This is a genomic window from Sphingobium agrisoli, from assembly GCF_041877245.1.
GTDB lineage: Bacteria > Pseudomonadota > Alphaproteobacteria > Sphingomonadales > Sphingomonadaceae > Sphingobium.
This window is the reverse complement of record NZ_JBHDJI010000017.1, coordinates 22,059-48,002: the sequence shown is the minus strand read 5'-3', so window position 1 is coordinate 48,002 and position 25,944 is coordinate 22,059. Positions and strand designations below refer to the sequence as shown.

The window sequence follows — 25,944 nt, the reverse complement described above, 5'->3', positions numbered from 1 at the left end:
TTCAGTTGAGTTCGATCGCCACGGCCGTGGCCTCACCGCCGCCGATGCAAAGCGAAGCGAGACCACGTTTGAGACCGCGATTTTGCAGTGCTGCGATAAGCGTCGTCAGAATGCGCGCGCCGCTGGCGCCGATGGGATGGCCAAGGGCGGTCGCGCCGCCATTGACGTTGAGCTTCTCGGCCGGAATATCGAGGTCTTTCGCGGCAATCATCGCTACGACCGCAAAAGCCTCGTTGACCTCGTACAGATCGACATCGGAAGCCGACCAACCGGCCTTCTCCAGCGCCTTGCGCATCGCAGGCACGGGCGCCGTGGTAAAGAGCGCCGGCTCTTGCGCATGAGCGGCTGTGGCGACGACCGTCGCAACGATGGGCATGCCCTGCTGCTCCGCCACGGACCTGCGCGTCAACACCAGCGCAGCGGCTCCATCGGAGATGGAGGAGGCATTGGCCGCCGTGATTGTGCCGTCCTTGACAAAGGCCGGCTTGAGGCCGGGAATCTTGTCGGGTTTCGCCTTGCCTGGCTGCTCGTCAGTATCGACGATCACATTGCCGCCACGGCCAGAAACGGTAACAGGCGCGATCTCCCGCGCGAAAGCTCCCGATCCGATCGCATCATTGGCACGGGCAAGCGAACGGATAGCATAATCGTCCTGCTCTTCGCGCGTAAACTGATAGTCGCGCACCGCATCCTCGGCGAAGGCGCCCATCGCCTTTCCCGGCGTATAGGCATCCTCAAGCCCGTCCATCATCATCGTGTCGACGATGCGATCATGGCCGATACGCGCGCCCGCGCGATGCTTGGGCAGAGCATAGGGCGCATTGCTCATGCTCTCCATGCCGCCGGCGATGACGACTTCGACCGCCCCCGCCGCCAGCGCCTCGGCCGCCATGATGGCCGCTTGCATGCCGGAGCCGCACATCTTGTTGACCGTGGTCGCCTCGACCGATCGGGGAAGGCCCGCGCCAAGCGCTGCCTGCCGCGCCGGCGCCTGACCCAGACCTGCCGGCAATACGCAGCCCATGTAGATGCGGTCGATAGTTCGTGGATCGACACCCGCCCGCTCGACCGCCGCCTTCACCGCCGCCGCGCCAAGATCAGTCGCCTTGAGTGCCGAAAGCGCGCCCTGAAATACGCCCATCGGCGTGCGGGCGTACCCCGCAATGACTACCGGATCATCCTGCATCTCATGTCTCCTCAAAGGGCGCGCGCAATCACCATGCGTTGGATGTCGGACGTACCCTCGTAGATCTGGCAAACCCGCACATCGCGGTAGATTTTCGCGACGCCGAATTCTTCGAGATAGCCGTAGCCCCCGAGCGTCTGGATCGCCGCAGACACGACCGCCTCGGCTGTCTCGGATGCAAGAAGCTTGGCCATCGACGCCTCCTTGAGGCACGGAAGGCCGGCATCCTTCATCGATGCCGCATGCAGCACCAACTGACGCGCGGCCTCCAGCCGGGCAGCATGATCGGCGAGACGGAACCCCACCGCCTGATGCGCAATGATCGGCTGGCCAAAGCTCTTGCGGTCCTTGGCATATTCTACCGCGATCTCGAGCGCGGCCTGTGCCATACCGATGCACTGCGCGGCGATGCCGATGCGCCCGACCTCAAGATTGGACAGGGCGATGCCATAGCCCGCGCCTTCCGCGCCAAGCCGCAGTTCCTCAGCCACGAACAGATCGTCGAAGCGAATTGCGCAGGTATCCGACGCGCCCTGCCCCAGCTTGTGTTCGACCTTGTCGACCGAATAGCCCGCGCTGTCCGTCGGCACGATGAAGCCGGAAAGGCCGCGTTTTCCCGCCCCCGGATCGGTCACGGCATAGACAATGGCGATACCGGCGATCTTACCGGACGAAATGAACTGCTTGGCGCCGGTCAGCCGGTATCCGCCGTCCACCTTCACCGCGCGGGTGCGGATCGCCGACGCGTCCGAGCCGGCATCGGTCTCGGTCAAGGCGAAGGCACCGATCATCTTGCCGGCGATCAGGTCCGGCAGGAAGCGCGCCTGCTGGGCCGCAGTGCCATCCTTCAATATGCCCGATACGATCAAGCTGTTCTGGATCGACACGATGGTCGAGAGCGCGCCGTCCGCCGCCGCGATCTCTATCAGCGACAGCGCGTAGGACACATGGTCCGCGCCTGCGCCGCCCGCCGCTTCCGGAGCGGTCATGCCCAGCAGTCCCAGCGCAGCCATCTGTTCAAACAGTTCGGGCGGATAGGCCTTCGCCGCTTCATAGGCGGCGCTGTTCGGACGAATCTGCTCCTGCGCAAAATCGCGGACAGCATCGCGAATGGCGGATTGGGTCTCGGTGAGAATCATAAAACTCAACCTTCATAGGTCTACTCATTAGTAGATTGCTAAAGGAGGAGTTTTTTGTCAAGGAGTGTCGATGCAGACGGATGATTGAACGCTATGCCCGATGAAATCGTATCTCCCTTCCGCACGCGCGACGAACGAGCCTACGAGCGCGAGCAAAAGCGAGAGGCCGTCCTTCGCGTTGCAGTCAAACAGTTCAATGCGAAGGGTTTTCACGCCGCTTCTCTCGACGAGGTTGCGACGATCCTGAAAATCAGCAAGCCGACGATCTATTATTATCTTGGGAACAAAGAGAAGGTTCTGATTGAATGCCTTATACGTGGTATGGAATTACTGCGCGCTGCGGCCACGGATGTTGAAGCGCAAAGTGGATCAGGCTTCGACCGCCTCCGCGCCTTTCTCGTTCGCTTCGCGGAGAACAGCATGGAAGACTTCGGGCGCTGCGTCATTCGAACCAACGAAGACGCACTCTCTAAAGACGGAGCGAGGCAGTTCCGCGCCCTGAAGGCCGAAACCAATGACTTCATGCAATCGCTGATCGAAGATGGAATTGCGGATGGTTCCATTGCGCCGACCGATGCTAAACTCGCCGCCTTCGCCCTTGCCGGCGCCCTCAATGGACCGGCCAACTGGTACGACCCCAATGGTCCTAGGCCCCCAGCCGAGATTGCGAGGGACATGGTTGATTTTCTCACCGAGGGGTTTCGTCCCCGGACTTGAAACGCGCATTGACAGGAAATCGCGGACCACACACCAGCGCGGCTTCGCAGCGCAGCGCCTTGCCGCAAGTCCGTAAGATGACCGCATCGGGACGGCCGTCCAGCCCATCCGCAAGCCCGGGTCCGTCGCGGCCGAAAACGACCGTAGAACGACCGTAGCATGTACGTCAGCGATCACCCTGATCGCGTCATGCCGTTCGGCCAGTCATTGCGGTCCCGGCGCGGCCCGCCCCGCAGGAACAACGCCGCCCACTTGAGATGTGCATAGTGACGGAAATCGGTAGCCCCTGAGCCGAGACCGCATTTGAAGGCCAGCCGGACGACAGCCTCACCGCTTGGCGCGGAACTCGTCTGCAAGCTTGCGCTTCATGAGCTTGCCCGTGGGTTCGCGCGGCAACTCGGCCCGAAAGACGAATTGCCGGGGCGTCTTGACCCCGCCAAGCGCGGAACGCGCGAAATCGCGCAGTTGCAGCGCAAGCTGGTCGTCTTCTTGCACCCCCTCGGCAGGCTGGACAACGGCGAGCACGCTTTCGCCCAGATCTTCGTCGGGAACACCGATGACGGCGACGTCCGCGACGCCGGGATGGGTCACAAGGCAATTCTCGATTTCCTGGGGGTAGATGTTCACGCCGCCCGAAATGATCATGAAGCTCTTCCTATCGGTTAGGAACAGAAAGCCATCCTCATCAAGATGCCCCACATCCCCAAGCGACGCCCAGCCATTGCGGTCATAGGCCGCCGCGGTTTTTTCCGGATCCTTGTGATATTCAAAGGCAGGGCCGCCGGCGAAACAGACATTGCCATCGACGCCCGGCGGCACCTCCTGCCCCGCCTCATCGGTAATGCGAACCGTGCCCAGGACAGCCCGACCGACCGATCCGGGCTTGGCCAGCCACTCCATTGCTGAAATCGCCGTGATGCCGCACTGCTCGGTGCCCGAATAATATTCGTGGATGATCGGTCCCCACCAGTCGATCATGGCCTGTTTGACCGGGATCGGACACGGTGCGGCGGCATGAACCACGGCGCGCAGCGAGCGCATGTCATAGCGCGCGCGCATATCCTCATCGAGCTTGAGCATGCGGATGAAATGCGTGGGCACGAAGGTGGCATGTGTAATCGCGTACCGCTCGATGAGCGCGAGCGTCTCCTCTGCGTCGAACCGCTCCATCACGATGACGATACCGCCAAGCCTGAGAATCGTCATCGCCCAACGCAGCGGTGCGGCATGGTAAAGCGGCGATGTCGAAAGATAGATCGTATCGGGCCCCATTTCATAGAGTTGCCGCCCCATCGCCATGAGCGGCGTTTCCTGATCGACCAAGCCGACCGGCAAGGGAAACTTGACGCCCTTGGGCCGGCCGGTCGTGCCCGACGAGTAGAGCATGTCGGTGCCTGGACTTTGATCGGCGACCGGCGTGCCAGGAAATTCGCTCGTTCGGTCTGCCCACTCCTGCCAGCCGAACAGGTCAACATTGGCGGCAAGGGCTGTGGCTTGCCCTGCCAGGCCGAGGTAGCGCTCCGATGCGACGAGCAACGCTGCACCGCAATCTTCGAGGATGTAGGCGACGTCCGCCGCACTCAACTTGTTGGAGATCGAGGTCAGGTAAAGACCGATCCTTTGCGCCGCGAATCCGAAAATGAAGACTTCAGGTCCATTGTCGAAGAGCGTGGCAACCACGTCCCCCCGCTTTAGACCGAGCGCCCGCAGCGCATGCGCGATCTGATTGGACCGGACCTCGAGCGACGCATAATCGATGGTCTCGCCGGTCGCAGCCATGACGATCGCCGGCTTAGAGGGTGTTGAGCCAGCATGGGCCGACGGGTGCATCTCAGGTCCTCTCAATCGCTTCCTCACGCGATTTTTCGCGCCACATCAAAGAGACCGTTTGGGCCAGCATGCGCAAGATACGCGCAAGTTTTGTCAAATTCCGACACAAGCCTGTGCAAAGCCATTGGCGGTCCGCCCGGCTAGAAAAGACCATCGACGATCCGCAGCAAGACGGATTGACGACCGTGAAAAGGGAGAGGCTGATGACCCGTAATTCAAGAGATATTCACGCGCTGGCGGCTATGTTGCTTGCATCGGTTTCGACCCCCGTTCTGGCACAGACAAGCGCCCAAACCAGCAGCGATGTTTCCACCAGCGGAGCACCAGCCGCCGATGTAGACGCTGCGGTTGGCGACATCGTCGTTACCGCACAGCGCCGCTCCCAGTCCCTCCTGGATGTGCCGCTGGCGATCTCGGCACTGGGCGGCGACGCCCTGCAGAACAAGGGCATCACCAATTCCGCCAACCTCGCCACGGCCGTGCCGAATCTGCAGGTGAGCAGCCCCTATGGCAGCACACAGCCCAATTTCTCGCTGCGCGGCATCAGCGTCGCCAATGAGTATAATTCCAACCAAGCCTCGCCGGTCGGCGTCTATATCGACGATGTCTACATCGCCGCCCGCACCAGCCATGGCATGGGTCTCTTCGATCTTGACCGCGTGGAGGTCCTGCGCGGCCCTCAGGGCACGCTGTTCGGCCGCAATACCACGGGCGGCGCGATCAACTTCATCACCCGCGCGCCCAAGCTCAGGGGCAATGAGGGTTATCTCGAGGGCGGCTATGGCAATTTCGACACCTACAAGGTGCAGGGCGCTGTCGAGGCAACGATGGTCGAGGACCAGCTCGGCATCCGCGTGAGCGGCAACTATGAGAAGGGCGACGGCCAGTTGCACAATCTGGCGACCGGCGGACGCGACAGCAACAGTATCGATACGCTGCAGGGCCGCGTCTACCTGCGCATGAAACCCGGAAATGCCGGACTCGATATCAAGATCCGCGCCTATGCCGGACGTGACCGCGGGACGCAGGCGGGCATCCATGGCCTGACCGGTCCCACGACGCCGGGACAGGGCTTCTTCGACATCAACGAAAACCGGATTGGCGACAGCCGCACGGACGCATGGGGCGTTGCCGCCAATGTCGCCCTCGAACTTGCGCCGCGGGTCACCTTGACCTCCATCACCTCCTATGACGGGGGCAAGCAGGATCTCCAGCAGGCCGCGGATGGATCGCCCCTCGATGTGCTCGACATCAACTGGCGCTCGAATTTCCGCCAGTTCAGCGAGGAAGCGCGGATCAACTATGACGGCCAGAAGCTGAAACTGGTCGGCGGCGCCTTCTACGGATGGGACCGCACCATAACCGACAACACCTTCAATATCGGCAGCGCGCTTGGGCCCGGCGTGAACGGAGGCTTCTACCAGCACTATGTCCAGTCGCGCCGATCGAAAGCCGTGTTCCTGCAAGGCGACTATGACCTGACCGACAAGCTCGTGCTGACGCTCGGCGCGCGCTATACATGGGACAACGCTCAGTATCGGGATGGCCAGGCCTATCTGTTCGCCGGCGACGTCAACGGCGCGCAAACGCCGCTTGCAACGACCGTGCCCTGCACGGGTGTTGCCGGAACCTGTCCCTATAACCCGGCGGCGCGCTATGCGATCGACGGCAAGAACAGAGCTTTGACAGGCCGCGCAGCGCTGAGCTACACCTTCGACAGCGGCACGCTCGTCTATGCAAGCTATAGCCGCGGTTACCGTTCGGGTGCGTTTAACGGCGGCGGCTACACCTCGTCTGTCGGCATCACCTATATCAATCCCGAACAGGTCAATGCTTATGAGGCCGGCATCAAGGGCCGCTTCTTCGACCGCAAGCTGACGATGTCCGCGGCCACCTTCTACTATGACTACAAGAACCAGCAGGTGCAGGACACGCGCCCGGGCCCTGTGTCGTTCCTCGTCAATGCGCCCAAGTCGGAAGTCTATGGCGGCGAAGTCGAAGCCACGCTGCGCCTCCTCAAGGGCTTCTCGATCAACGCATCGGGCGGCTATCTCCATGCCACCTACAAGGAACTGACCCTTCAGGGCACCAATCTGGCGGGGAACGATCTCCCCTTCGCCCCGCGCTGGACAGCGACGGCCGGGTTCGACTGGACGGTCTTCGACACGGGTTCGGACTCGCTGACTTTCTCGCCGACGGTCAATTATTTCAGCCGGCAGTATTTCTCGCCGTTCAACGCCAGCAACGCCGCCGGCACCGGGCAACTGAACTCCGAACTGCAGCAGGGCGCCTATGCCAAGGTCAACGCTTCACTGGCCTGGACACACGGCCCGCTCATGGTCCGGGGCTGGGTGAACAACGCCTTCAACCGCAAGACCTACAGCTATGGGCTCGACCTGCGCGGAGCCGGTTTCCCTTACAACTTCCTCGTCCCTTCGACGCCGCGCACCTACGGCGTGACAGCGCGCTTCAGCTTCTGAAAGGACTAGGACCGATGCCATCAACAACCGCGCGGCCGGATCTCAAGGACCCCGATCTATACCTGGATCGCGCTCCCCACGACGTGTTCGCAGAGTTGCGGCGTAAGGAGCCCGTCTACTGGAACCCGGAGAGCGATGGCACCGGGTTCTGGGCCCTCACCCGCTATGCCGACATAGTTGAGGTCTCCAAAAATCCCCGCCAGTTTTCCTCGGCCTATGAAAATGGCGGCCACCGCATCTTCAACGAAAACGAGGTCGGCCTGACAGGTGCCGGGGAATCCGTCATCGGCATTCCCTTCATCTCGCTCGACCCGCCACTGCACACAAACTACCGCAAGTTCATCATGCCGGCCGTCTCGCCCACGCGGCTGGCCGGCATTGAGCAGCGGATCGAGGAACGCTGCCAGTCTCTCATCGAGAAGATTCCGCTTGGAGAAAAGGTCGACATCGTACCGCTCTTGTCAGCCCCTCTTCCTCTGCTGACCTTGTGCGAACTGTTCGATCTGCCTTCAGAGCTCTGGTCGAAGCTCTACGACTGGACCAACGCCTTCGTGGGCGAGGACGATCCTGATTACCGTCAATCCCCGGAAGCGATGGCGGCCGTTTTCGGCGAATTCCTCGCCTTCGCCGAGAAGCTGTTCAATGATCGGCGCCAAAATCCAGGCCCGGATCTGGCGACGCTTCTTGCCAATATGGAAGTGAACGGTGCGCCCGTGCCGTTCAAGGAATTTGTCGGAAACCTCATCCTTGCTCTGGTCGGGGCCAATGAGACCACGCGCAATTCCCTCAGCCACACAATGGCCGCCTTTTCGGCCAATCCGGACCAATGGGATCTCATCCGCGCAGACCATGACCTGCTGAAGACCGCGGTCCGGGAGATGGTCCGTTACGCCAGCCCCGTGATGCATATGCGCCGCACCGCAACGGCCGACACGGAAATCGGCGGAAAGCCGATCCGCCGCGGCGACAAGGTCGTGATGTGGTATATTTCCGCCAATCGCGACGAAGCGGTTTTTGCCGACCCCGATCGCTTCGATATCACTCGGGGGAATATCCAGCATGTGGGGTTCGGCACCGGCCAGCATGTCTGCGTCGGCTCGCGCCTCGCCGAAATGCAGCTGCGGGTGGCATTTCGTCTCCTGGCGAGCCATGTTCAGGCCTTTGAAGTCGAGAGCGCGCCGCGACGCTTCCGCTCCAACTTCATAAACGGGCTTAAGAACCTCGACGTCACGCTGGTTCCGGCCTGAGGGAGAGCACGCCATGGCCCAGAACAGCTACACCAACGACGAGGATATCATCGCTGACGCGCTAGGCCGCGCGCCCGACATGAGTCTCGGCGGCGAGCATGGCCGCTGGCGCCTGTGCCGCTGGCGCCAGTTCGTTGGAAGCTACACTCTCCCTGCCCTCCCCGACCCGATGTTCGTCGTCCATATCTCCGGCAAGCAGAACGTGCGCACCTGGGAACGGGACGGCTGGAGCGAGACCGCCTCCATCCCAGGCTGTGCGACCATCGTCCCGTCAAACCAGCCGACGGGCTGGCTGGTCGACGGCGAACTCGATGTCGTCACGCTGAGCGTCGCCTCAACCGATCTCCAGCGCGCGCCTGCCGTCGACCAGTTCAAACGGATGCGCTTTGCCTTCAATGATCCCCTGGGCGTCGCTCTCACCCGCCAAGTGCTGGGCGAACTCTATGCACCGCGCAGCGCCGAGCGCGATGTCTATGTGGGGGCACTGGTCGATGCGCTGAAAGCGCATATGCTCCGCGGGCCGGTCAATTCGACGGCAGCGGACATACCCACCTCGGCTTTTTCCTCCTACCGTATCCATCACATCATGAACGCAATCCTGGAGCGGCCGGAGGGGGACCACAGCATCGAGGAGCTGGCGGCACAGGCCGGTGTCGCCCCGACGCATTTCTGCCGGATCTTCAAGAAGGCAACGGGCGTCTCGCCCCATCAATATGTGATGAAGGCGCGCCTCAACCGGGCTCAGTACATGCTGGAACAGTCAGATGCGTCGATGGCGACGATCGCCGACTCCCTGGGCTTCACCAGCCAAAGTCACTTTACCCGCGCCTTTCGTCAGTTCGCCGGTGAAACCCCGAGCGACTTTCGCAAGCGCGGGCGGGAAACAATCCAATGAACCAGATACTGGGCTTTTACGACCTCACCCTTCCCGATCTCACCCTGTGGGCCGGCGCCGATCGGCTGGCGACGCCTGCAACTCTGTTCGACGTCGATCCCTGTTCGGGCGAACGCTTTGCCGAGATACCGGTCGCCAGCGCGACCGAGGTCGATCAGATCGTCGAGTCGGCTTGGCACGCGTTCAAATCTCCCGCCTGGCATGATCTCCACCCACTGGCGCGCGAGCGCCTGTTGCACCGGCTGGCCGATGCGATGGAAGCCGATCTGCTGACACTGGCAGCGCTCGAGGCGCTCGATACCGGTAAACCCGTCGCCATTGTCGAGACTGTGGATCTGCCGGCAGCCATTTCGTGGCTGCGCGCCTATGCTGGCTGGCCGTCCAAACTCGCTGGCCGTGCTGGAACGCTTGCCGCCACGCCAGGCCAGTATCATGTCTATTCACGGCGGGAACCCATCGGCGTCGTGGCGGCGATCACGCCGTGGAATTTTCCGCTCGTCCTGGCGATGTGGAAGATAGCCCCGGCTCTGGCGGCCGGCTGCACTATCGTGCTCAAGCCCGCACCCGAAACGCCGCTCACGGCATTAAGGCTCGCAGAGCTGGCGCGTCAGGCGGGCTTTCCCGCCGGCGTTCTGAGCGTCGTGACCGGGGACGGTGCAACAGGGGCTGCTCTCGCCGCCCATCCCCGCGTGGCCAAGGTCGCCTTCACGGGATCGACCGCCACGGGACAGGCGATCCTCCAGGCTTCGGTGCCCGATCTCAAGCGCGTGACCCTCGAACTTGGCGGGAAGTCGCCGACGATCCTCTGCGCCGACGCCGACCTTGCAAGCGCGATTCCGCAGGCGGCGATGGGCTGTTTCTTCAACTCTGGCCAGGTCTGCTATGCAGGCACGCGACTCTACGTCGACCGCTCGATCTATGACGAGGTCCTTGAAGGCATCGCCGCCGTCGGCGCTGCCCAAAAAATGGGCGTAAGCAGCGACCCGACGAGCCAGCTCGGCCCACTCATCAGCGCCCGCCAGCATGAACGCGTGACCGGCTTCGTCGAGAGAGCCAAGACGGCCGGCATCGAGGCGATCACCGCAGGTGCGGCGCTTCCCGACAAGGGGTTCTATTTTCCGCCCACAATCCTACGCAATGTCCCGGCCGATGCCGAGATCGCGCGGGATGAGGTGTTCGGGCCAGTTCTCGCCACGGCCGCCTTCGACGACATGGACGAGGCGATCGCGCTCGCCAATGACAGCGCCTTCGGCCTTGCGGCCCATGTCTTCACGAAGGATCTTGCAACTGCGCACAAGGCATCAGCCAGCATCGAGGCCGGCACAGTGTTCGTCAACTGCATCCTGCTGGCCGACCCAGCCTTTCCGTTCGGCGGCATGAAAATGTCTGGCATCGGCCGCGAGAATGGGAGCGAGGTACTCGACGCCTATCTCGAGCCCAAGTCCGTCATCATGGCGCTCGGTTAACGGCGCCATGGATTTCAGCAGGCCAGTTCGGACCATCGGACCAGGCCTGACAAGACCACTCTCCCGGCAAATCGGGAAGCGCACCCACTTCAGGAGAACCGACGATGGAAACGCTCGCTGCCATAGCACGCAAGCCCCATGGCGATTTCACGATCGAGACCGTCGAGGTCGAGCCCCCCCGCGCCGGCGAGGTTCGCGTGAAGATCGCTGGCGTGGGCCTGTGCCACACCGATCTCATCGCCCGCGATCAGTTCATTCCGATCCGTCTTCCGGCTATTCTCGGCCATGAAGGATCAGGGATCGTCGAAGCGGTCGGCGACGGCGTTATCAAGGTGCGCCCCGGCGACCGCGTCCTGCTCAGCTTCTCGAGCTGCGGGCACTGCGCGCGCTGCGAGGAACATCTTCCTTCCTATTGCCGTGATTTCCCCGCGCTCAACTATGCCGGCGTCCGAACCGACGGCAGCTCGGGCATCTCCATCGCGGGCGAGCCCATCTCGGCCAATTTCTTCGGCCAGTCTTCGTTCGCCGGCTATGCCCTCGCACACGAGCGCAATGTCGTAAAGATCGATGCCGAGGACGTTCCTCTCGACATTCTCGGCCCATTGGGATGCGGTCTACAGACCGGCGCCGGCGGGGTCATGCGTTCGCTTGCCTGCCCTGCGGGATCGACAATCGCGATCTTCGGCGGCGGCCCTGTCGGGCTTTCGGCCGTCATGGGCGCCCACATCCAAAATTGTGCCACGATCATCCTGGTTGAACCGGTGCCAGCCCGGCGCGAACTTGCGCTCTCACTCGGCGCTACGCACGTCATCGATCCAGGCAATGGGGACATCAGCGTCGCCATCCGAGACATCCTTCCAGATGGCGTGGGATTCGCCTTCGAAACAAGCGGGCGGGAACCAGTTGTCGAGGCGGCTCTGGCTTCGCTGACCAGCCATGGGCTGCTAGGGCTTGTCGGCGTGCCGCCGCGCCCCGAAAGTAGCCTGTCGGTCAACCTGGCATCGTTCATCACGTACGGCCACCGCGTCCATGGCATCATTGAGGGTGACAGCGATCTCGACGGCTTCCTGCCGGAGCTCGTTGAGCTGTATCGCGCAGGTCGCTTCCCGTTCGATCGGCTGATCAAAACTTACCCACTCAAGCAGATCAACGAAGCCGTGGCGGCGCAGGCACGGGGCGACTGCGTGAAAGCAGTGCTGATCCCCTGAACGTCGGCGCAACCGACTTCTTCACCGCTGCGGTCATACACCATTGCGGCTTTGACTGGGCAATGAGCTCTTTTAGCACGTCGCGATGCCGTCGGGATGGCGGCAACTACCCCATGTCTTTTGACGATGAGATCTCGTTCGATCGCTACCCGTGCCCGATCGCACGCCGACCAAGCTCAGCATCTCGGTTCTGCCCGATCTCCACCAGGCGATAGCCGACTATGCTGCGCTCTACGCCCAAACCTACGGTCGGGACGAGTCGGTCGCCGAGTTGATCCCTAGAAACGCGACAAGGTGGTTGATGTAGGATCGCCACTGATCGACTGTGGAAGGCGCAATCTTGGCTTGCGCCGCGGAGTTGTCGAAAAGGCCGGTAACCACAGGCGATGCGGCCGGGGCGGCAGGCTTATCGTGCCTGACAGGTGGCGCATCCGGGTTGGTCATCGGGGCGGTGACAGGACGGGCGATGTCGCGGCGCCTGCGGCGACCATAGCGCGCCTTGTACTGATCGCCGCGCGCCCGTTCCTCCGCCAGTAGGAGCATCGCGGGATGATCGGGCGGCAGGTTCGCAGCCCACGACTCGGCCGCCCCCATTCTTTCATCCTCGGCCGCGATCTTCCAAGCCTCGGCCCATTGCTCACGCTGGACGGCTTCCGCTTCCGCCTGGGTCATGCCTCCGAAAGGATAGAACGCGCCAGCATGCCCCGCCTGCCTGCGCGCCAACTCCTGTTCTGCTCGCTCGATAGTGACCTGTGCGGCGGCCAGCCACGCGGGATAGAGCGGGGTAGCTTCCTTCGCGTCCTTGGTCTTGAGCGAACGCCCCAGGTCGGACTTGCCGATTATCTGGCGAAGGCGGGGCGGCACGACAAGGCTGGTAGTACACAGCGCCACGGCGAAACATGTGAGAAGGCATGTTGCAATCCTCTGCATTTGTAGCAGTCACTTGCGACAAACCCTATGATTTCTACATTCCTGAGTATGTTCAAAGCCTTGAATGGCGATGGTCAGAAGAGCTTGATCGCTCGGCAGCTAAGCGATTTATTTCACAGTCAAATCATGGACTTGTTAAGTCGCCAACGGCACTATTAGCATACTTTCAAATCGTGGAAAAGGCTGGACGGCGATGGATGCAGCGGCTTGATTGCTCCCGCAGCCTGGTGCGTCTGATCCTGGGACTTTGCGGCCGTTCCCAGCGCACGCGGCGAACGGCCGCTTCCAACCAAACTCCCGACATTCAAAAAGTAGGGCGCGCGCGCCCACGAACGAGAAAGATTCGCCGGTTGCAGACCGACAGCTTTCGGATGGAGAAATGCGCAAAGCAGCGCTCACGTAGTTGCACGCGATGCCTCGATGTTCCAGCATCGCAGGATGCTATCTTGGACGTATATGAACGATCTGAAGAACACGTTCGGTTTCACTAATCCAGCGGGGAGGCTGGCAGATGCTGCCGACCTATCCTAAGCTCGAGTCCTGGCGCGCTCGCCTTAATCAGGACCGCGTTCGAACTAATGTTCGCGCGCTTGTGCCCATGATGGGCCTCGTAAAATCACATATCCAGTTCGAGGGCCGGCAATCTGCGATCCAGCGCGAGACCGGAGAACTAGACGAGACACCGATTACCTCGGCAAGCGGCGAGATATCGATCGAGTTCGTCGATCTGGCCGAGTTCACCGAAGAGCTGGTCGGCAAGCATCTCGACGACATCGCGCAACAGCTCGCTCGTGGCATGAGCGAGCATTTCCAGCAGAGGATGCACGAGGTCACCGAGAAGGTCGGGAATGTCGTCGACGGACAGGGTAAGCCCTTCAGCGAGGAGTTGTTTCTGGAGGTGATGGAGAAGATTGAACACAATTTCGGACCTGATGGCAGCTGGCAGCCGCCCACCATGATCGTCGGCCCCGGCATGGCCGAGAAGATCGCAGCGGCGGGCGAGATGTCGTCCGAGGGCAACAAGCGACTGAAGGCGATACTCGAAAGGAAGCGCGATGATCACCGTCGCCGAGAGGCTGCTCGAATCCTGGTTGGATAGCCAGACCGAACGGCGCTACCAGCCAGCCTTCATCCAGATGCTCGTGTCCGAGGGCTGGACAGTCCTCCATAACACGCGCCATGCGCCGATCGAGTTCGGCAAGGATGTGATTGCGCGCGATCCTGCCGGGGTGCTCCATTGCTTCCAGCTAAAGGGCAATCCCGGCTCGCGTGTCACCAAGAGTGAAGCCGCATCGCTGCTCACCCAGTTCAACGAACTGCTCATGACCGCGCCAGGACCCGAGTTCCGCAAAAGCGCCGACGAAAAGCATGTAGCGGTCTTTGTCACCAACGGTGAAGTTGACGAGGAGGCGCGCCTGCTGTTCGAGCGCGCTGCCGAGATCTGCAGGCAGCCGGGGGCCACGGCGTCGGGCTATCAGCTGTGGACCAGAGGCGACCTTCTCAAGAAGCTCGGACCGGCGATGCGCGTTTGGCCAGCAACGCTCGATGGCATCCGGCTCATTCTTAATCTACTCGCAGGTGACGGCCGCGAACCTCCCGATCCGCAGGACATTTCCCGGATCATGGCGTCGCTTTTGCCAGCAGCCGATGCATCGTCACCGGCCAAGGACGCGGCGCTGAGCTCCATGCTGGTTGTTGCCGAGATAATCAAGGCGCGCTGGTACGAGCGGGACAATCATCAAGCCTTGCACTGCGTGACAGTGCTCGCCGCCATCGCCGCCATGCCGCTCGCCGACACTGATACGCGCCTGTCCATGCTGACAAACTATGCGCCACTCGCGCTCGAACATTGCGCCGACCTGCTTGCCGAGGCGCATGCGAAGAACTTCTCGCCTAAACGGGCCTGGTCCGAGCGCGACATCCTTGGCGAATATGACGTGATGTGGGAGCGTCGGCGGCTGGTCGCCGACTGCGCCGCGATAGCCTTGCTCGGGCAGGTAGACCTATCGTGCGAGTTGCGCAGCTATGGAGCCGAGCTCGTCTCTGCCGTTGCCCATCACGTCATGCTCTGGGGACAGGCGCAGATTCCATCGCTGATCGCGGCGTTCTGGGCGCGTGGCCGGGTCGAGGCGAACATCGCCCGCGAGTTCGATCTTGCCGCGACTTTGCGCAAGGTCCAAGAGTTGAACGGTGGGCATGACGACACCGCCGCGTTGCCCCAACCCTATTACAACTGGCCGGACGCCTGGGCCTATTTCCGCAATCTGCCACACATGACCGGCAGCGGAATCTTCGAGGACAGCGCACACGGCCATCTATTCTTCGGTCGCGCCATGATGTTCATGCTCGCCAAGCGCAACATGAAGCGGACTTGCGGTGAACTCTGGGCCGGCTTCACCCGACCAATCCATGAGGAGGCGCATCTGCCCGACGATAGCTTTTTCTCTGCCGTGCATTGCGAAGATGGGGCAATGCATCAAATCCAGCTGCGCACCGGCGTCTGGGTCGACCTCGTCAACGAAGGGATCGACGCTGCGGGTGCTGCCGCCTTCCTCGACCGCTTCGGATCGCTCGCATGGCTGATCGCCGCTTATGTGTCGCTGGTCCCTTATCGGGGCTGGACGCGAGTCCTGATGTGGCTGGACGCGCGGCTTGATCGCACCTGGTATCATGCCGCTGCTCGGCCCGAATAGCTGCTGTACCGCTACCACCAACTTTTGTCTTTTTAGACAGTATACGGACGGCAGCTTTCGGGATCGTGCCGGGGCCGGCTGAACGGCGAGTGTTGGGGCGCAGACCGGCCGCTCAGGGGCACCAAAATCTTGATCGCGGCCCGCGCGCCGATCCCCGTGCCACCGATCCTTCTCTGCCTCGCTGAAAGCCATGCTCGCCTCCATTGATGTCGGAGGCGTTGGTGCCAACGTCACGCTAAATTTCGCCTACGGCGAGGCACGCACTGCGTGCTGCGCTCAGAAGGCCACGGTCGGCACATCGGCCGCGTTGCCCAGCAGGACGAGGCCGGCCGCGAAATGGAAACAGTCCTTGGCAAAAACGTCCTCGGTCGAGCCGTCCTCGTAATGTTCGGTGTAGCCGGTAATTGGCTCGATCACGGTCCCCGCGCTGGGCAACCCCGCTGACCATTTGAGCCAAGGACGCGAAGCAATCGCAGTAGCTAAGTGCGCCTGTATACCCTGCAGCAATGCCTGAGCCCGGACGCCTGCCACACCAGTATCGTTGCCTTCCTCCATCGAGTGAAAAACCGCAGCTCCGTAAATCGTGTGATCCTTCAGCAAACCTACGGCGTCATACATGTCGAAGAGGCGAACAAGCCGATCTATGTCCTCTATCACACCCTTCAGATTTCGGGCGCCAAGCTTGGCCTCGACCATCAGCAGGGGCGGCATCGAAGAGTCCGCCTGCCTGACCAGAATGTCGAGCCGCCGGCTGTCCTTCTTGCCGAACTTGTATGGGGTTAGCTTGGCGGCGACGACCTTCAGGTCGGCTTGGCTGCCACCGAGTTTTATCCAGGCGAGAGTACGCGCTTGCCGGCGTAGCTCCTTCATGTGGGCCTCGAGGCTGACTTGGCGATCCACGCCGGTCAGTTTCTTCGCCACCTCCACAGTGGTCACGTATTCCGGATGGATGTCTGCATTCTGGAAGGCGTCGACTTCGACCCCCAGAAACAGCTTGTTCGCGGCTAGCGCCGACGCGACACCCTCCCCGATCGCATTGACAATTTCCTGTGCGTCCATGTTCAACTCAATCCACTTTCGACATGCCGGCTCACCACCGGTCGGCCGAGCTTGGCTCGGCCTGAACGCAATCCTATAACGCAATCATGCGGACGAAGAACACGACGGCAAAGGGCAATGCATTCCGCGACGCGCTGGAGAAGGTGCTGAGCGCGGCGGGCTTTACGACGACCACCGAAACCAAGGTCGGCCACAAGAATGTCGACGTCTCTGCCGTCTGGACGCGTGACGCGATCACAGGCGTGCAGCGCTTCGCGTTCGAGGCGAAGGACTACGACGGCACGCTGCCGGCGAAGGAATGCAGCGAGTTCGCGACCGACCACCTGCCATACTTGCAGGCGGGCGAGCTTGATCAGGCTTGGCTCATATCGAAGGGAGCTATCGCGCCAGGCGGCCGGGAAGTCGAGAAGCTGCACCGTAACCTTCAGGTAATGACCTTCACCGAGCTCCAGCGCCGGCTGCTACTGATAGATTCCTATCTCAAGGATCTCGTCGACCAATACGACGGTTCGCGTCTCGCCAGCTACTACGTGCGGCCCGAGACCACCGATCACGCCGACCTCGAGCGCCATGTAGAGCAGTGGCTCGGAGCCGACGACGCGCCGCCGCTCTTCGTCCTGGGTGCATACGGCAAAGGCAAGTCGACCTTCGCGACCCATCTGGCCGCAGGCATGGCGAGGCGAGCGCTGCATGACCCCACCGCGCGGGCGCCGATCCTGGTCAGATTGGGTGAGATCGCTGACGAGCAGTCGATCGACGGCCTGCTGGGCAAGGTTCTCGCCAGCCAGCACCGCGTCACCAACTACCATTTTGAGACCTTCAAGGCGCTCAACCGCAACGGCCGCTTCCTCGTCATCTACGACGGATTCGACGAGATGAAGCACGGCCTCACCCCCGCCAAGTTTCAGCAGGTGCTGACCGAGCTGATGCGGCTGGACGAGGGCGACGCGCGCATCCTGGTGCTCGGCCGCGACACCGCCTTCCACGACGAGGACGAGTTCCGCGCGATCGTCGATGGCATCCAGCGCACCGGCGCGGGCAGGAAGATCGTCGCGCCCGGCAGGCGCGCCTACAAGCACGTCGAAATTCGAGGCTTCACCGCCGAAGAGGCCCGCACCTTCGTCGCGAACTACCTGCCGATCAGGGCGCAGACCGAACGGGACGGACCGGCAACGGATCCGAAATGGATCGAGCAGCGGGTGGTGGAGCTTAGCACGGGCAGATTCGACCGACTGCTTGAACGACCGGTGCACGCGCAGATGCTCTGCGAGATCGCCATCCAGCCCGACCAGTTGCGGGCGGACATGTCGGTCTACGAGCTGTTCGATAGTTTCGTGCACCTGCTCATCCACCGCGAGTTGGAGAAGCGTGGTCGCGATCCGTCGTTCCCGCTCGAAGTCCGCCGTCGCTTCAACGCCCACCTCGCCTGGTGGCTGTGGGAGAAGGGCGGGACCTCGACGACAACGCTCGCCGACATCCCTCAGTCGATATGCGATGCGGCCGCCCGCGACCTTAGCCACTCCCTCAGCCGCGACGAGATGCGTCGGGAACTCATCCAGGGCTGCCTCGTCGAGAAGGGCGTCAGCACGATCTACTTTCACCGTTCGCTGCAGGAATTCCTCGCGGCTGAGCATCTCATCGGCACCGACCTGCTGAAAGGGGCCGGCTCCTCGAACTGGCTTCGCGAGGTCACTGCCGCCGTGACCCCTGAGGTGATCGACTTCGTCATCGCCGGCGCGAACGTCTCCCAGGAGCGCCGGGACCGTGCGATCGGATGGTTGGGACAACTCGGCGAGGCACCGGCCGACCGCATCGAGCTGCCCGGCTTCGATCTCTTCACGCAGCTCGCTCGATCGATGAGCGTCTCGATCAAGAACCCGATGGATTCGCCTTGGCTGATCTGGCTCTCGTTCTTCCAGCGGACCGGCGCCAAGGACTTCGCCTTCAGGGGCCAGAACACCTTCCTGGTGCTCGCCGACCTCCTCGCGGCGGCAAGAGGCGCGTCGAGGGAGGCGCAGGCGGCGACGATCTACCTGCTCTGCCGCGTTCTGTTCCATCGTGTGGAGAACCAGGACTTCGGCGTGGCACTCGCAGCCATGGTCCCCGTCGGCAGGATGGTGGAGGCGGTTGAGAACGCGCGCGCCAGGAAGTCAGAGAAGCAGATCGTGCTCCACGGCGAGAACTTCATGCTCTGGTCGCTTCTGCGGGCGTGGCGGGTCGACCGGACGGACGACGATACCCAGAAGCTCACCATCGACCTGATCCGATTACATCACGATGCGATGACCGTCTTGCCCTTCGGCTTCGGTCAAGACGCGGGGGGCGACATCAGGACCGTCACACTTCCCGTACAGGCGCTCTACCGCGCCATGACCCAGATGAAGCCGCCGGTAAGCGAACGCGGCATCGACGGGATACGGCCCTTCTTCAACGACGGCGAGGTCAGGAAGCTGATCGCACCCGTCGAGGTCGAGCACCGTCGTCCCGCGATCCACGTGACCACACCGAAGCCGAAGCCGGCTGACCGCCCGATGCTGCGCGTCCGTGGCAAGGGGACGTCCGATGCATAGCCACGAACGTTCATGGCGGAATTCACCACCAAAAGCACGGTATGGGCACAGCGCCCATCAGATCGCTAACTCATCGTGGGCGGCGAACGGCGGCTTTCAAGCACGCTGGTAAGTCAGATGAATGGCCGAAATTGGGGCGCACTACTGCCCGGCCGCTCGACGGCAGGCGAGCGGCGGGTTTCGGCACGAGCAGCCGTTCATGCGCCAGTCGGAGAATGTCTCGAAGTGGTCGCAAGCTGACCCGAGGGCGGTGTTCCGCGAGGGAACGCCGGGACGGACGATCTGCGAAGGTGATCAGATGGGCTGCCAAGCCCGCTTCGAGTCAATGCAACGTCCGGCCTTGTGAGACCCGATACAGCACCACCGATCTCCGGATCGGGAGTGCGGACAGATCCTTGAAATCCTCAAGGGACAACCGCCAAGCAACTGCAAATTACAGATCGGATCCTATCATTGCTGTTGGATGACGCCATGACGAGGCAGCAGATGGCCGTGTGACATGCTATGCGAATTTTGTCGGCGATTGATTGCCATCTGCCCATCAGCGGCTTTCCGGCGACCTCGGGCGTTCGCTTTTGGGATGAAAATTTGACGGCCGCGCAACCGAAAGGGGTCATCGCACGACGAATGGTTCGCCGGTCTCACCCAGCTTATTCATTTCCTAAGGTCCGGTGCGGCGATCAGCATTTTAGTTGTGCCCCTTGCCGGCCTTAGCGCCTTCGCAGCAGACGCCCTTGGGATCACTCCTGGATGCCAAAACCAGCGTGACGACCCAGCCTGCAACTGCTGTTCCACCTAGCCAAAGCAGAAAGGCGGCGGCGTCGCCATAGAGAATAAAGTTCAGGCCAGGGAGGAAACCCCCTACCGCCAGCAGCTGGCGCAGACGCGCGCCATGCCCCTGTCCCTGGCGCGCGGCGCGGCGGCGCTTGGGGTCGCCGAGGCCGAGCAGCAGGATGAGGGCGGCAGAGACGAGGATCGCCAAGAGGGTGATGAGCGTCATTCGGCGGCTTGCAGCGCGCGGGACGGGCGGGGTGCGCCCACGGGACCCCGCAACTGCCAGAGCATCCATGCGCCCGCGAGCAGGAAGGCGATGTCGAGCGTGACGATGATCGGCTGGCCGGCGGCAAGCGCCGCGCCCCAGCCCGGCCCGCCGGTCAGCAGGCGCAAGGGTGGCAGCACCAGCAACAGCGCGCCGGTCGCGCTGCGCAGCCATGCGCCAAGCCGCGCGGTGTCGGGCGCGAGCGCGCCTGCCCCGATCGCCAGCGCCGTACCTGTAAGGAATCCCGCCGGCGTCCACCAGGTCGCGCTGCCGAGCGGCATGGCGAGAAGGAAAGCGGCGGCGGAGGCGGCGAGCGCAAAGGGGAGGCCGAGGCCCACGACCATATTGGTCCGCTCCAGCCAGGCGAAGGAGCGCACCCCGCCCTCACGCCGGACGAGCCAGAGACGGATACCGGTATAGGTGACGTAGCACATGGCAAAGCCCAGCCCGAACCAGATCGCCTTGGACAGCAGTCCTGCAAAATTGCCGAAATGGAGCGGCGACATGATAGCGGCGAGGGTGCCGCCGGCCGAGGGCTTTGGCCCGATCAGGGGCTTTTCTTGGAGGAAGGCAGCGGTCGCGCCGTCATAGAGCAGCGACATGGGGGCGATCGCGGCGGTTTTCGGCGGATGATAGGTGGTGACCTTCGCGTCGGCGCGGCCGAAATTCTCGATCGTGACGAAGGTCGGGATCGCACCGGCGCGGGCGATGGCGTCGGCATTGATGCGATCCATATTGCCGATCGCGACCGGACGGGGATCGGGCTTGCCGGGATTGCCGTAGACAGCTTCGGTCAGCGCCTGCACATTGCCGCCGAAGGCCGCCATCGCCACGACCGGCATCCCTACCGTGCCGAAGAAGGAGAAGAAGCTGCCGGTGAAGGCGAGGACGAAGGCGAAGGGCAGGCTCCACGTGCCGGCGACGCTGTGCGCATCGCGGTTTGCGAGCACGGCGCTGCCCGATCGGCGCAGGGTGAAGATGTCCTTGAAGAGATGGCGGTGGATGAGCAGGCCGGAAATGGCCGCCACCAGCATCGAGAGGCCGAGGATGCCGGTCAGCAACAGGCCCCAGGGATTGGGGACGTGCAGCCGGACATGGGTGTCGACCAGAAAGGCGCTCAGCGCATTGTCGTTGCGCGCGCCATAGACATCCTCATTGGTGCCGGCCTGGCGGTGGATCACGCGGCCGTCCTGCCCGACGACATAGAAGAGACCGCGACTGATGAGTTCGCCGCCGTCCATCTCGTGCCGGTGGAAGAAGAGGCCGAGATCATGGTCGCCGGTCTCGAACAGATCGACCGCTTCGCGATATCGGGCCGGGGTTTCGTCGCCCAGTCGGCGCAGCGTGTCGGCCATGGGGCGTTCGAAGGCGGACTGGGTCGCGACATGGCCGGCAGACCATGCGCCGATCTCCTCGGCGAAGACGGCGGCGGTGCCGGTCAGCACCACGGCATAGAGTAGCAGCCCGAGCAGGATGCCCGACCAGCCATGCACCGCGACCATCGTCTTGGTCTCTTGCTTGGGGAGGTGGATCATCGATGGGCCTCCGTGGACGCTGGGCTTTTATCGAGGAATTTCTGCGCGATGAGGACAGAATGGACGAGCAGCAGCCCCAAGGCAACGGTCGCCACGCGCCCCAGGCTACGATCGAGGCAGGCGTGGAAGAAGAGGCCGGCCCAGAGGAGCGGCGCGAGGATGAGCGGCAGCACCAGATTGTCGATCCCCGCCGCACCGCCTGGCAGCCACAGCGCCATGCCGGCCATCACGACGAGCGCGATGAGGACGGCGCCCGGCCCGGCGAAGGCGATCCTGATCCAGCGGCGCGACGTGACGGTCATCCTCTCTCCCTCCCCGCTCAATATCTCAGGCTGATCGTGCCCAGGATGGTGCGCGGCGCGCCATAATAACCCTGGTCGTAATTCAGCGCGGTCAGATATTTGGTGTTGGTGACGTTCTTGAGGTTCGCACTGATCTGAAGATTGTCGGTCAGCTTGTAGCTCGCGAGCAGGTCGAGCAGCGCATATTTGGGCTGGGTGACGCGGATCGGTGCGCCGGTGGTGATCGAGACGGTGCCGGGTTCGAGATAGATTTTGCTCTGATATTGCACCGCCGCGCCGACCTTGAGCGCAGGTAGTGCGGGCGGCGAGTAAGTGAGCGTCAGGCGGCCGAGCTGGCGAGGGACGAAGGTGCGGACCGGCTCGTCATCCTCGCCGCGCACGCGCATGATCGTGTAGCCGCCGGTCGCCTGAAGCCCCGGCGCGAGCAAGCCGGCGAACTCGAATTCGATCCCCTGCGATTTCGCATCCACGCCGCGATAGATTGTCTGACCGATGGTCGCGTCGAAGCCGGCGGCCTCGGCGGTGTTCTTCTGCCGCGCCTGGAAGATGGCGAGGCTGGCATTGAGGCGACCGCCCATCCATTCGCCCTTGAAGCCCGCCTCGATATTGTCGCCCTTGATCGGGTCGATCAGTTCGCGGTTGGCGGTCGTCTGTGTCTGCGGGTTGAAGATGGTGGCGAAGCTCGCATAGGCGCTGATGCTGTCGGTCAGATCGAGCGTCGCGCCAACGAAGGGGAGGAAGCGCGTCCAGTCATAGGCCATGGTCGCGCCGTAGGAGAAACCATCGCTGGTGGCGTGGGTGAGGTTGCCGCCGAGCATCAGCTTGAAGGGATCGGCAAGGCTCAAGCGGATGAGGCCGTAGGCGGTCTCGCGCTTGGTCGTGCGGTCGCCGCTTTCCAGGAAGCTGGTGTTGAAGACGGTCGGGAAATTCGGTTCGGGCGTGTTACCGCTCAGCACGTCGTCGATCGAAAGTTCGAGGCCGATCGCGCCATAATCATAGCCCGATGTCTGGACATAGCGCTGGGCGCTGCGGTTGACGCCAAACATGACATCATGCTCGCGTCCGAACAGCGCGACCTTGCCGGCGACATAGGCGTCGATGGTGAGGTTGCGAGTCTCCGCCCGGAAGGCGCCGGGATAGCTGCGGATATTGCCGCCGGTGGCGCTGAGCGCCGGGTCGATGCCATCAGGGAAAGCCGCGCTGGGATTGCCATAGACGTAGAAGAGCCGGTCATCCTCGCTGACGGCGCGGCGCACCACAGTCAGCTTGGCGTGCCAGTCGTCGTCGAAGTGATGGACGATATCGCCGAAAATCTGGCGGTCGATGACGTTCCAGCCGGCCCAGTCGGGGCCGCTGTTGGCCGAGCGCGGCAGGTCGATGCGGGTGCCGTCGATGTAATAGAGCGGGAGCGCCCCCCAGGTCGCGCCGCGGCTCTGATGATCCTGATGCCCATAGCCGACCGTCAGCGTGGTCTGCGGGCCAAGATCGGCCTCGATGATGCCATAGCCGGTCCAGCGGCGCAGGCCGTAGCGGTCGAGATAGCTGTCCTCGTCGAGATAGGCGCCGACCGCGCGGGCGCGGATGCTGCCGTCCGAGGTGATCGGCACGCTCACATCGGCGTCGAGGCGCAGATGGTCGTAGGAGCCATATTGCGCGCTGCCGCTCGCTTGGAAGGTCTTGGTCGGGCGCTTGCGGATGAAGTTGACGACGGCGGACGGGTTGCCAGTGGAGGAGAGCAGTCCCGGTGCGCCGCGCACCACGTCGATATGGTCGTAGATGGCGGTGTCGATCGAGCCGGTCTGCACTTCGAAGGCGAAAGGCAGGCCAATGCCGTCGATCTGGAAGGTCTGGATGTCGAAGCCGCGCGCCGAATAATAGATGCGGTCGGTTTCCTGTGCCTGCACCTGGACACCCGGCACGGTCTTCAGCAGATCGTTAATGTCGTTGAGCTGGAAATCCTGGATCTGGGCACGGGTGACGACGCTGACCGACTGGGGCGTTTCGCGCTGGGAGAGCGGGAAGCGCATCGTCGTCGTTTGCTTTTTGACCGCATAATCCTCCTGCCCTTCGGTCCGCTCGCCGGTGACGATGATCTCGGTATCGCCGGGCGCTGCCGGAGCTTCGGCAGCGGGGACGGCGGCGGCGGCGGCGAGGATGGTCAGCAAGGCAGGCATGAGAGAGCGGGTTCCCCTGTTCGGTTTTCCGCTGGCTATTCATTTCCAGACGATTCTGCAAGTCATTTGCAATAGCATGTTTTATGTGCTCTCTTCCTTGAGTCGATCGACTGCAGCCCATTCCTTCCCTTCTTAAACGTCAGCCAAGCCTCCGCCTGAACGAGCAACGGGTCAGACGAATGCATAGGCGGCGCTGCGTATCCATGATCCCTAACTCACGCATATTTTCTGCACTTAGCGCTTTACCATCAGGCAAATTTCGGAACATAGGGGACCGAGATGCGCCCTTCTAGCAAGGGCAACCCTTGAAACACGCATCACTTAATCAATTTACTCTCACCGGAACGCCCGCAAGCGGCCGGCGTAAAGCGCTCGGGTGCGAAAAGCAGACCGTCAGCGTTGGGAAATCGAAAATCAAAGCATGAGCGTCTCATAAGGGGTGAGATAGATGATGTATCGACCTGAGCTGTTCACATGTGCGGATTGACCTCCCCCTGACATCCCGCGCACATCTCGGTCGCAAATCTGAATCCGGGGAACGTTTTGGATCGCTGGCAGGCCATGAAGATATTCGTCCGCGTAACGGAAACCTCCGGTTTCGCCGAAGCCGCGCGGCAATTGCATATGAGTCCACCGGCTGTGACGCGGGCGATCTCCGCGTTGGAGGACGAGATCGGCGTGCGGTTGCTGACCCGGACGACGCGCTCGGTTAAACTGACCGAGGCGGGCCGCGGCTATCTCGACGATTGTCGCCGCATCTTGGCCGATATGGCGGATGCAGACGCGGCGGCGGCTGGCGCCCATGGCAATCCCTCCGGCACGCTGATCGTCACGGGATCGGTAATCTTCGGCCAAATGTACGTGCTGCCGATCCTGCTCGACTATTTGGATTGCTTTCCCGCCGTGACCGGGCGCAGCCTGTTCGTCGACCGGCTGGTCAATATCGTCGAGGAAGGCATCGACGTCGCCATCCGGATCGGTCATCTGCCGGATTCGGGCTTGAGCGCCATCCGGGTCGGGACGGTGCGGCGGGTCATGTGTGGCGCGCCGGCCTATTTCGAGCAGCATGTCATGCCCCGGACCCCGGCCGACCTTGTCCATCATCGCATCATCGGCCCGACCGGGGCATGGGCCTCGCCCGAATGGCATTTCGGTCCGGAGGGTCGGAGCAGCGTCACGGTCCACCCCCAACTCTTCTGCAATACCAATGAAGCGGCGATCGCCGCCGCCGAACAAGGCTGGGGGCTGACCCGCGTGCTGTCCTATCAGGTCGAGCCGGCACTGGCGGCCGGGCGGCTGGTTACGGTGCTGGACGAGCATATGGAAAAGCCGCTGCCGATCCATGTCATCCACGCCGAAGGGCGGCGGGCGGCGGCCAAGGTTCGCAGCTTCGTCGATCTCGCGGTCGATCGGCTGCGGGCCAATCCGCTGTTCCAGCAGGCATGACCATTATTCCTCCATAAGGAATAATGAC

General features: G+C 62.6%; 20 protein-coding genes. 11 read left to right on the top strand and 9 right to left on the bottom strand.

Annotated features, from left to right (window positions below; genetic code table 11):
- Position 1: 1 nt before the first annotated feature.
- Entirely contained in the window at positions 2-1,186 is a 1,185-nt protein-coding gene (locus tag ACETPF_RS19675) for an acetyl-CoA C-acyltransferase (protein ID WP_373936306.1), read from the bottom strand.
- Between the two features lie 11 nt (positions 1,187-1,197).
- Positions 1,198-2,325: an acyl-CoA dehydrogenase family protein gene (locus ACETPF_RS19670; RefSeq protein ID WP_373936305.1), complete on the bottom strand. Its 1,128-nt coding sequence runs from the start codon at positions 2,323-2,325 to the stop codon at positions 1,198-1,200.
- 93 nt (positions 2,326-2,418) lie between these two features.
- Between ACETPF_RS19670 and ACETPF_RS19665 the strand changes: the two genes are divergently transcribed.
- Positions 2,419-3,042 (top strand): TetR/AcrR family transcriptional regulator, encoded by a 624-nt coding sequence (locus ACETPF_RS19665; RefSeq protein ID WP_373936304.1) that lies wholly within the window; start codon positions 2,419-2,421, stop codon positions 3,040-3,042.
- Positions 3,043-3,369: 327 nt separating this feature from the next.
- On the opposite strand, the gene ACETPF_RS19660 is transcribed toward ACETPF_RS19665, so the two are convergent.
- Positions 3,370-4,872: an acyl-CoA synthetase gene (locus tag ACETPF_RS19660; protein WP_373936303.1), complete on the bottom strand. Its 1,503-nt coding sequence runs from the start codon at positions 4,870-4,872 to the stop codon at positions 3,370-3,372.
- A gap of 203 nt (positions 4,873-5,075) precedes the next feature.
- On the opposite strand from ACETPF_RS19660, the gene ACETPF_RS19655 reads away from it, so the two are divergent.
- From ACETPF_RS19655 to ACETPF_RS19630, 6 genes are all read left to right on the top strand, one after another.
- Positions 5,076-7,352: a TonB-dependent receptor gene (locus ACETPF_RS19655; protein ID WP_373936302.1), complete on the top strand. Its 2,277-nt coding sequence runs from the start codon at positions 5,076-5,078 to the stop codon at positions 7,350-7,352.
- 14 nt (positions 7,353-7,366) lie between these two features.
- A complete protein-coding gene (locus ACETPF_RS19650) occupies positions 7,367-8,599 on the top strand; it encodes a cytochrome P450 (RefSeq protein ID WP_373936301.1) in 1,233 nt (410 codons plus the stop codon).
- A gap of 13 nt (positions 8,600-8,612) precedes the next feature.
- Positions 8,613-9,494 (top strand): helix-turn-helix domain-containing protein, encoded by an 882-nt coding sequence (locus ACETPF_RS19645; protein ID WP_373936300.1) that lies wholly within the window; start codon positions 8,613-8,615, stop codon positions 9,492-9,494.
- Positions 9,491-10,960: an aldehyde dehydrogenase family protein gene (locus tag ACETPF_RS19640; protein ID WP_373936299.1), complete on the top strand. Its 1,470-nt coding sequence runs from the start codon at positions 9,491-9,493 to the stop codon at positions 10,958-10,960. The genes ACETPF_RS19645 and ACETPF_RS19640 overlap by 4 nt, the downstream gene beginning before the upstream one ends.
- A gap of 104 nt (positions 10,961-11,064) precedes the next feature.
- Positions 11,065-12,168, top strand: a complete 1,104-nt coding sequence (locus ACETPF_RS19635; protein WP_373936298.1) for an NAD(P)-dependent alcohol dehydrogenase — start codon at positions 11,065-11,067, stop codon at positions 12,166-12,168.
- Between the two features lie 151 nt (positions 12,169-12,319).
- The gene (locus tag ACETPF_RS19630) at positions 12,320-12,475 is read left to right on the top strand and encodes a DUF2274 domain-containing protein (protein ID WP_373936297.1); all 156 of its coding nucleotides are present in this window, start codon (positions 12,320-12,322) and stop codon (positions 12,473-12,475) included.
- On the opposite strand, the gene ACETPF_RS19625 is transcribed toward ACETPF_RS19630, so the two are convergent.
- Positions 12,412-13,032, bottom strand: coding sequence for a DUF6538 domain-containing protein (locus ACETPF_RS19625; RefSeq protein ID WP_373936296.1), 621 nt, complete (start codon positions 13,030-13,032; stop codon positions 12,412-12,414). The two genes, ACETPF_RS19630 and ACETPF_RS19625, sit on opposite strands and share 64 nt — an antisense overlap.
- A gap of 577 nt (positions 13,033-13,609) precedes the next feature.
- On the opposite strand from ACETPF_RS19625, the gene ACETPF_RS19620 reads away from it, so the two are divergent.
- Positions 13,610-14,197, top strand: coding sequence for a hypothetical protein (locus ACETPF_RS19620; protein ID WP_373936295.1), 588 nt, complete (start codon positions 13,610-13,612; stop codon positions 14,195-14,197).
- On the top strand, positions 14,154-15,791 hold the full coding sequence (locus tag ACETPF_RS19615) for a hypothetical protein (RefSeq protein WP_373936294.1): 1,638 nt from the start codon (positions 14,154-14,156) through the stop codon (positions 15,789-15,791). The genes ACETPF_RS19620 and ACETPF_RS19615 overlap by 44 nt, the downstream gene beginning before the upstream one ends.
- Positions 15,792-16,067: 276 nt before the next feature.
- Here ACETPF_RS19615 and ACETPF_RS19610 read toward each other — a convergent pair whose 3' ends face one another.
- Positions 16,068-16,850: a hypothetical protein gene (locus ACETPF_RS19610; protein WP_373936293.1), complete on the bottom strand. Its 783-nt coding sequence runs from the start codon at positions 16,848-16,850 to the stop codon at positions 16,068-16,070.
- Between the two features lie 86 nt (positions 16,851-16,936).
- Between ACETPF_RS19610 and ACETPF_RS19605 the strand changes: the two genes are divergently transcribed.
- Positions 16,937-19,420, top strand: a complete 2,484-nt coding sequence (locus tag ACETPF_RS19605; RefSeq protein ID WP_373936292.1) for an NACHT domain-containing protein — start codon at positions 16,937-16,939, stop codon at positions 19,418-19,420.
- Between the two features lie 688 nt (positions 19,421-20,108).
- Here the strand turns inward: ACETPF_RS19605 and ACETPF_RS19600 are convergent.
- The 4 genes from ACETPF_RS19600 to ACETPF_RS19585 are packed head-to-tail and all read right to left on the bottom strand — an operon-like array spanning position 20,109 to position 24,470.
- Entirely contained in the window at positions 20,109-20,420 is a 312-nt protein-coding gene (locus tag ACETPF_RS19600) for a hypothetical protein (RefSeq protein ID WP_373936291.1), read from the bottom strand.
- Entirely contained in the window at positions 20,417-21,994 is a 1,578-nt protein-coding gene (locus tag ACETPF_RS19595; RefSeq protein WP_373936290.1) for a PepSY-associated TM helix domain-containing protein, read from the bottom strand. Before ACETPF_RS19595 ends, ACETPF_RS19600 begins: the two co-directional genes overlap by 4 nt.
- Positions 21,991-22,296, bottom strand: coding sequence for a hypothetical protein (locus tag ACETPF_RS19590; RefSeq protein ID WP_373936289.1), 306 nt, complete (start codon positions 22,294-22,296; stop codon positions 21,991-21,993). Before ACETPF_RS19590 ends, ACETPF_RS19595 begins: the two co-directional genes overlap by 4 nt.
- Before the next feature lie 17 nt (positions 22,297-22,313).
- Complete coding sequence (locus ACETPF_RS19585) at positions 22,314-24,470, bottom strand: TonB-dependent siderophore receptor (protein ID WP_373936288.1); 2,157 nt, start codon at positions 24,468-24,470, stop codon at positions 22,314-22,316.
- 561 nt (positions 24,471-25,031) lie between these two features.
- Between ACETPF_RS19585 and ACETPF_RS19580 the strand changes: the two genes are divergently transcribed.
- Positions 25,032-25,916, top strand: coding sequence for a LysR family transcriptional regulator (locus ACETPF_RS19580; RefSeq protein ID WP_373936287.1), 885 nt, complete (start codon positions 25,032-25,034; stop codon positions 25,914-25,916).
- The last annotated feature ends 28 nt before the right edge of the window (positions 25,917-25,944 follow it).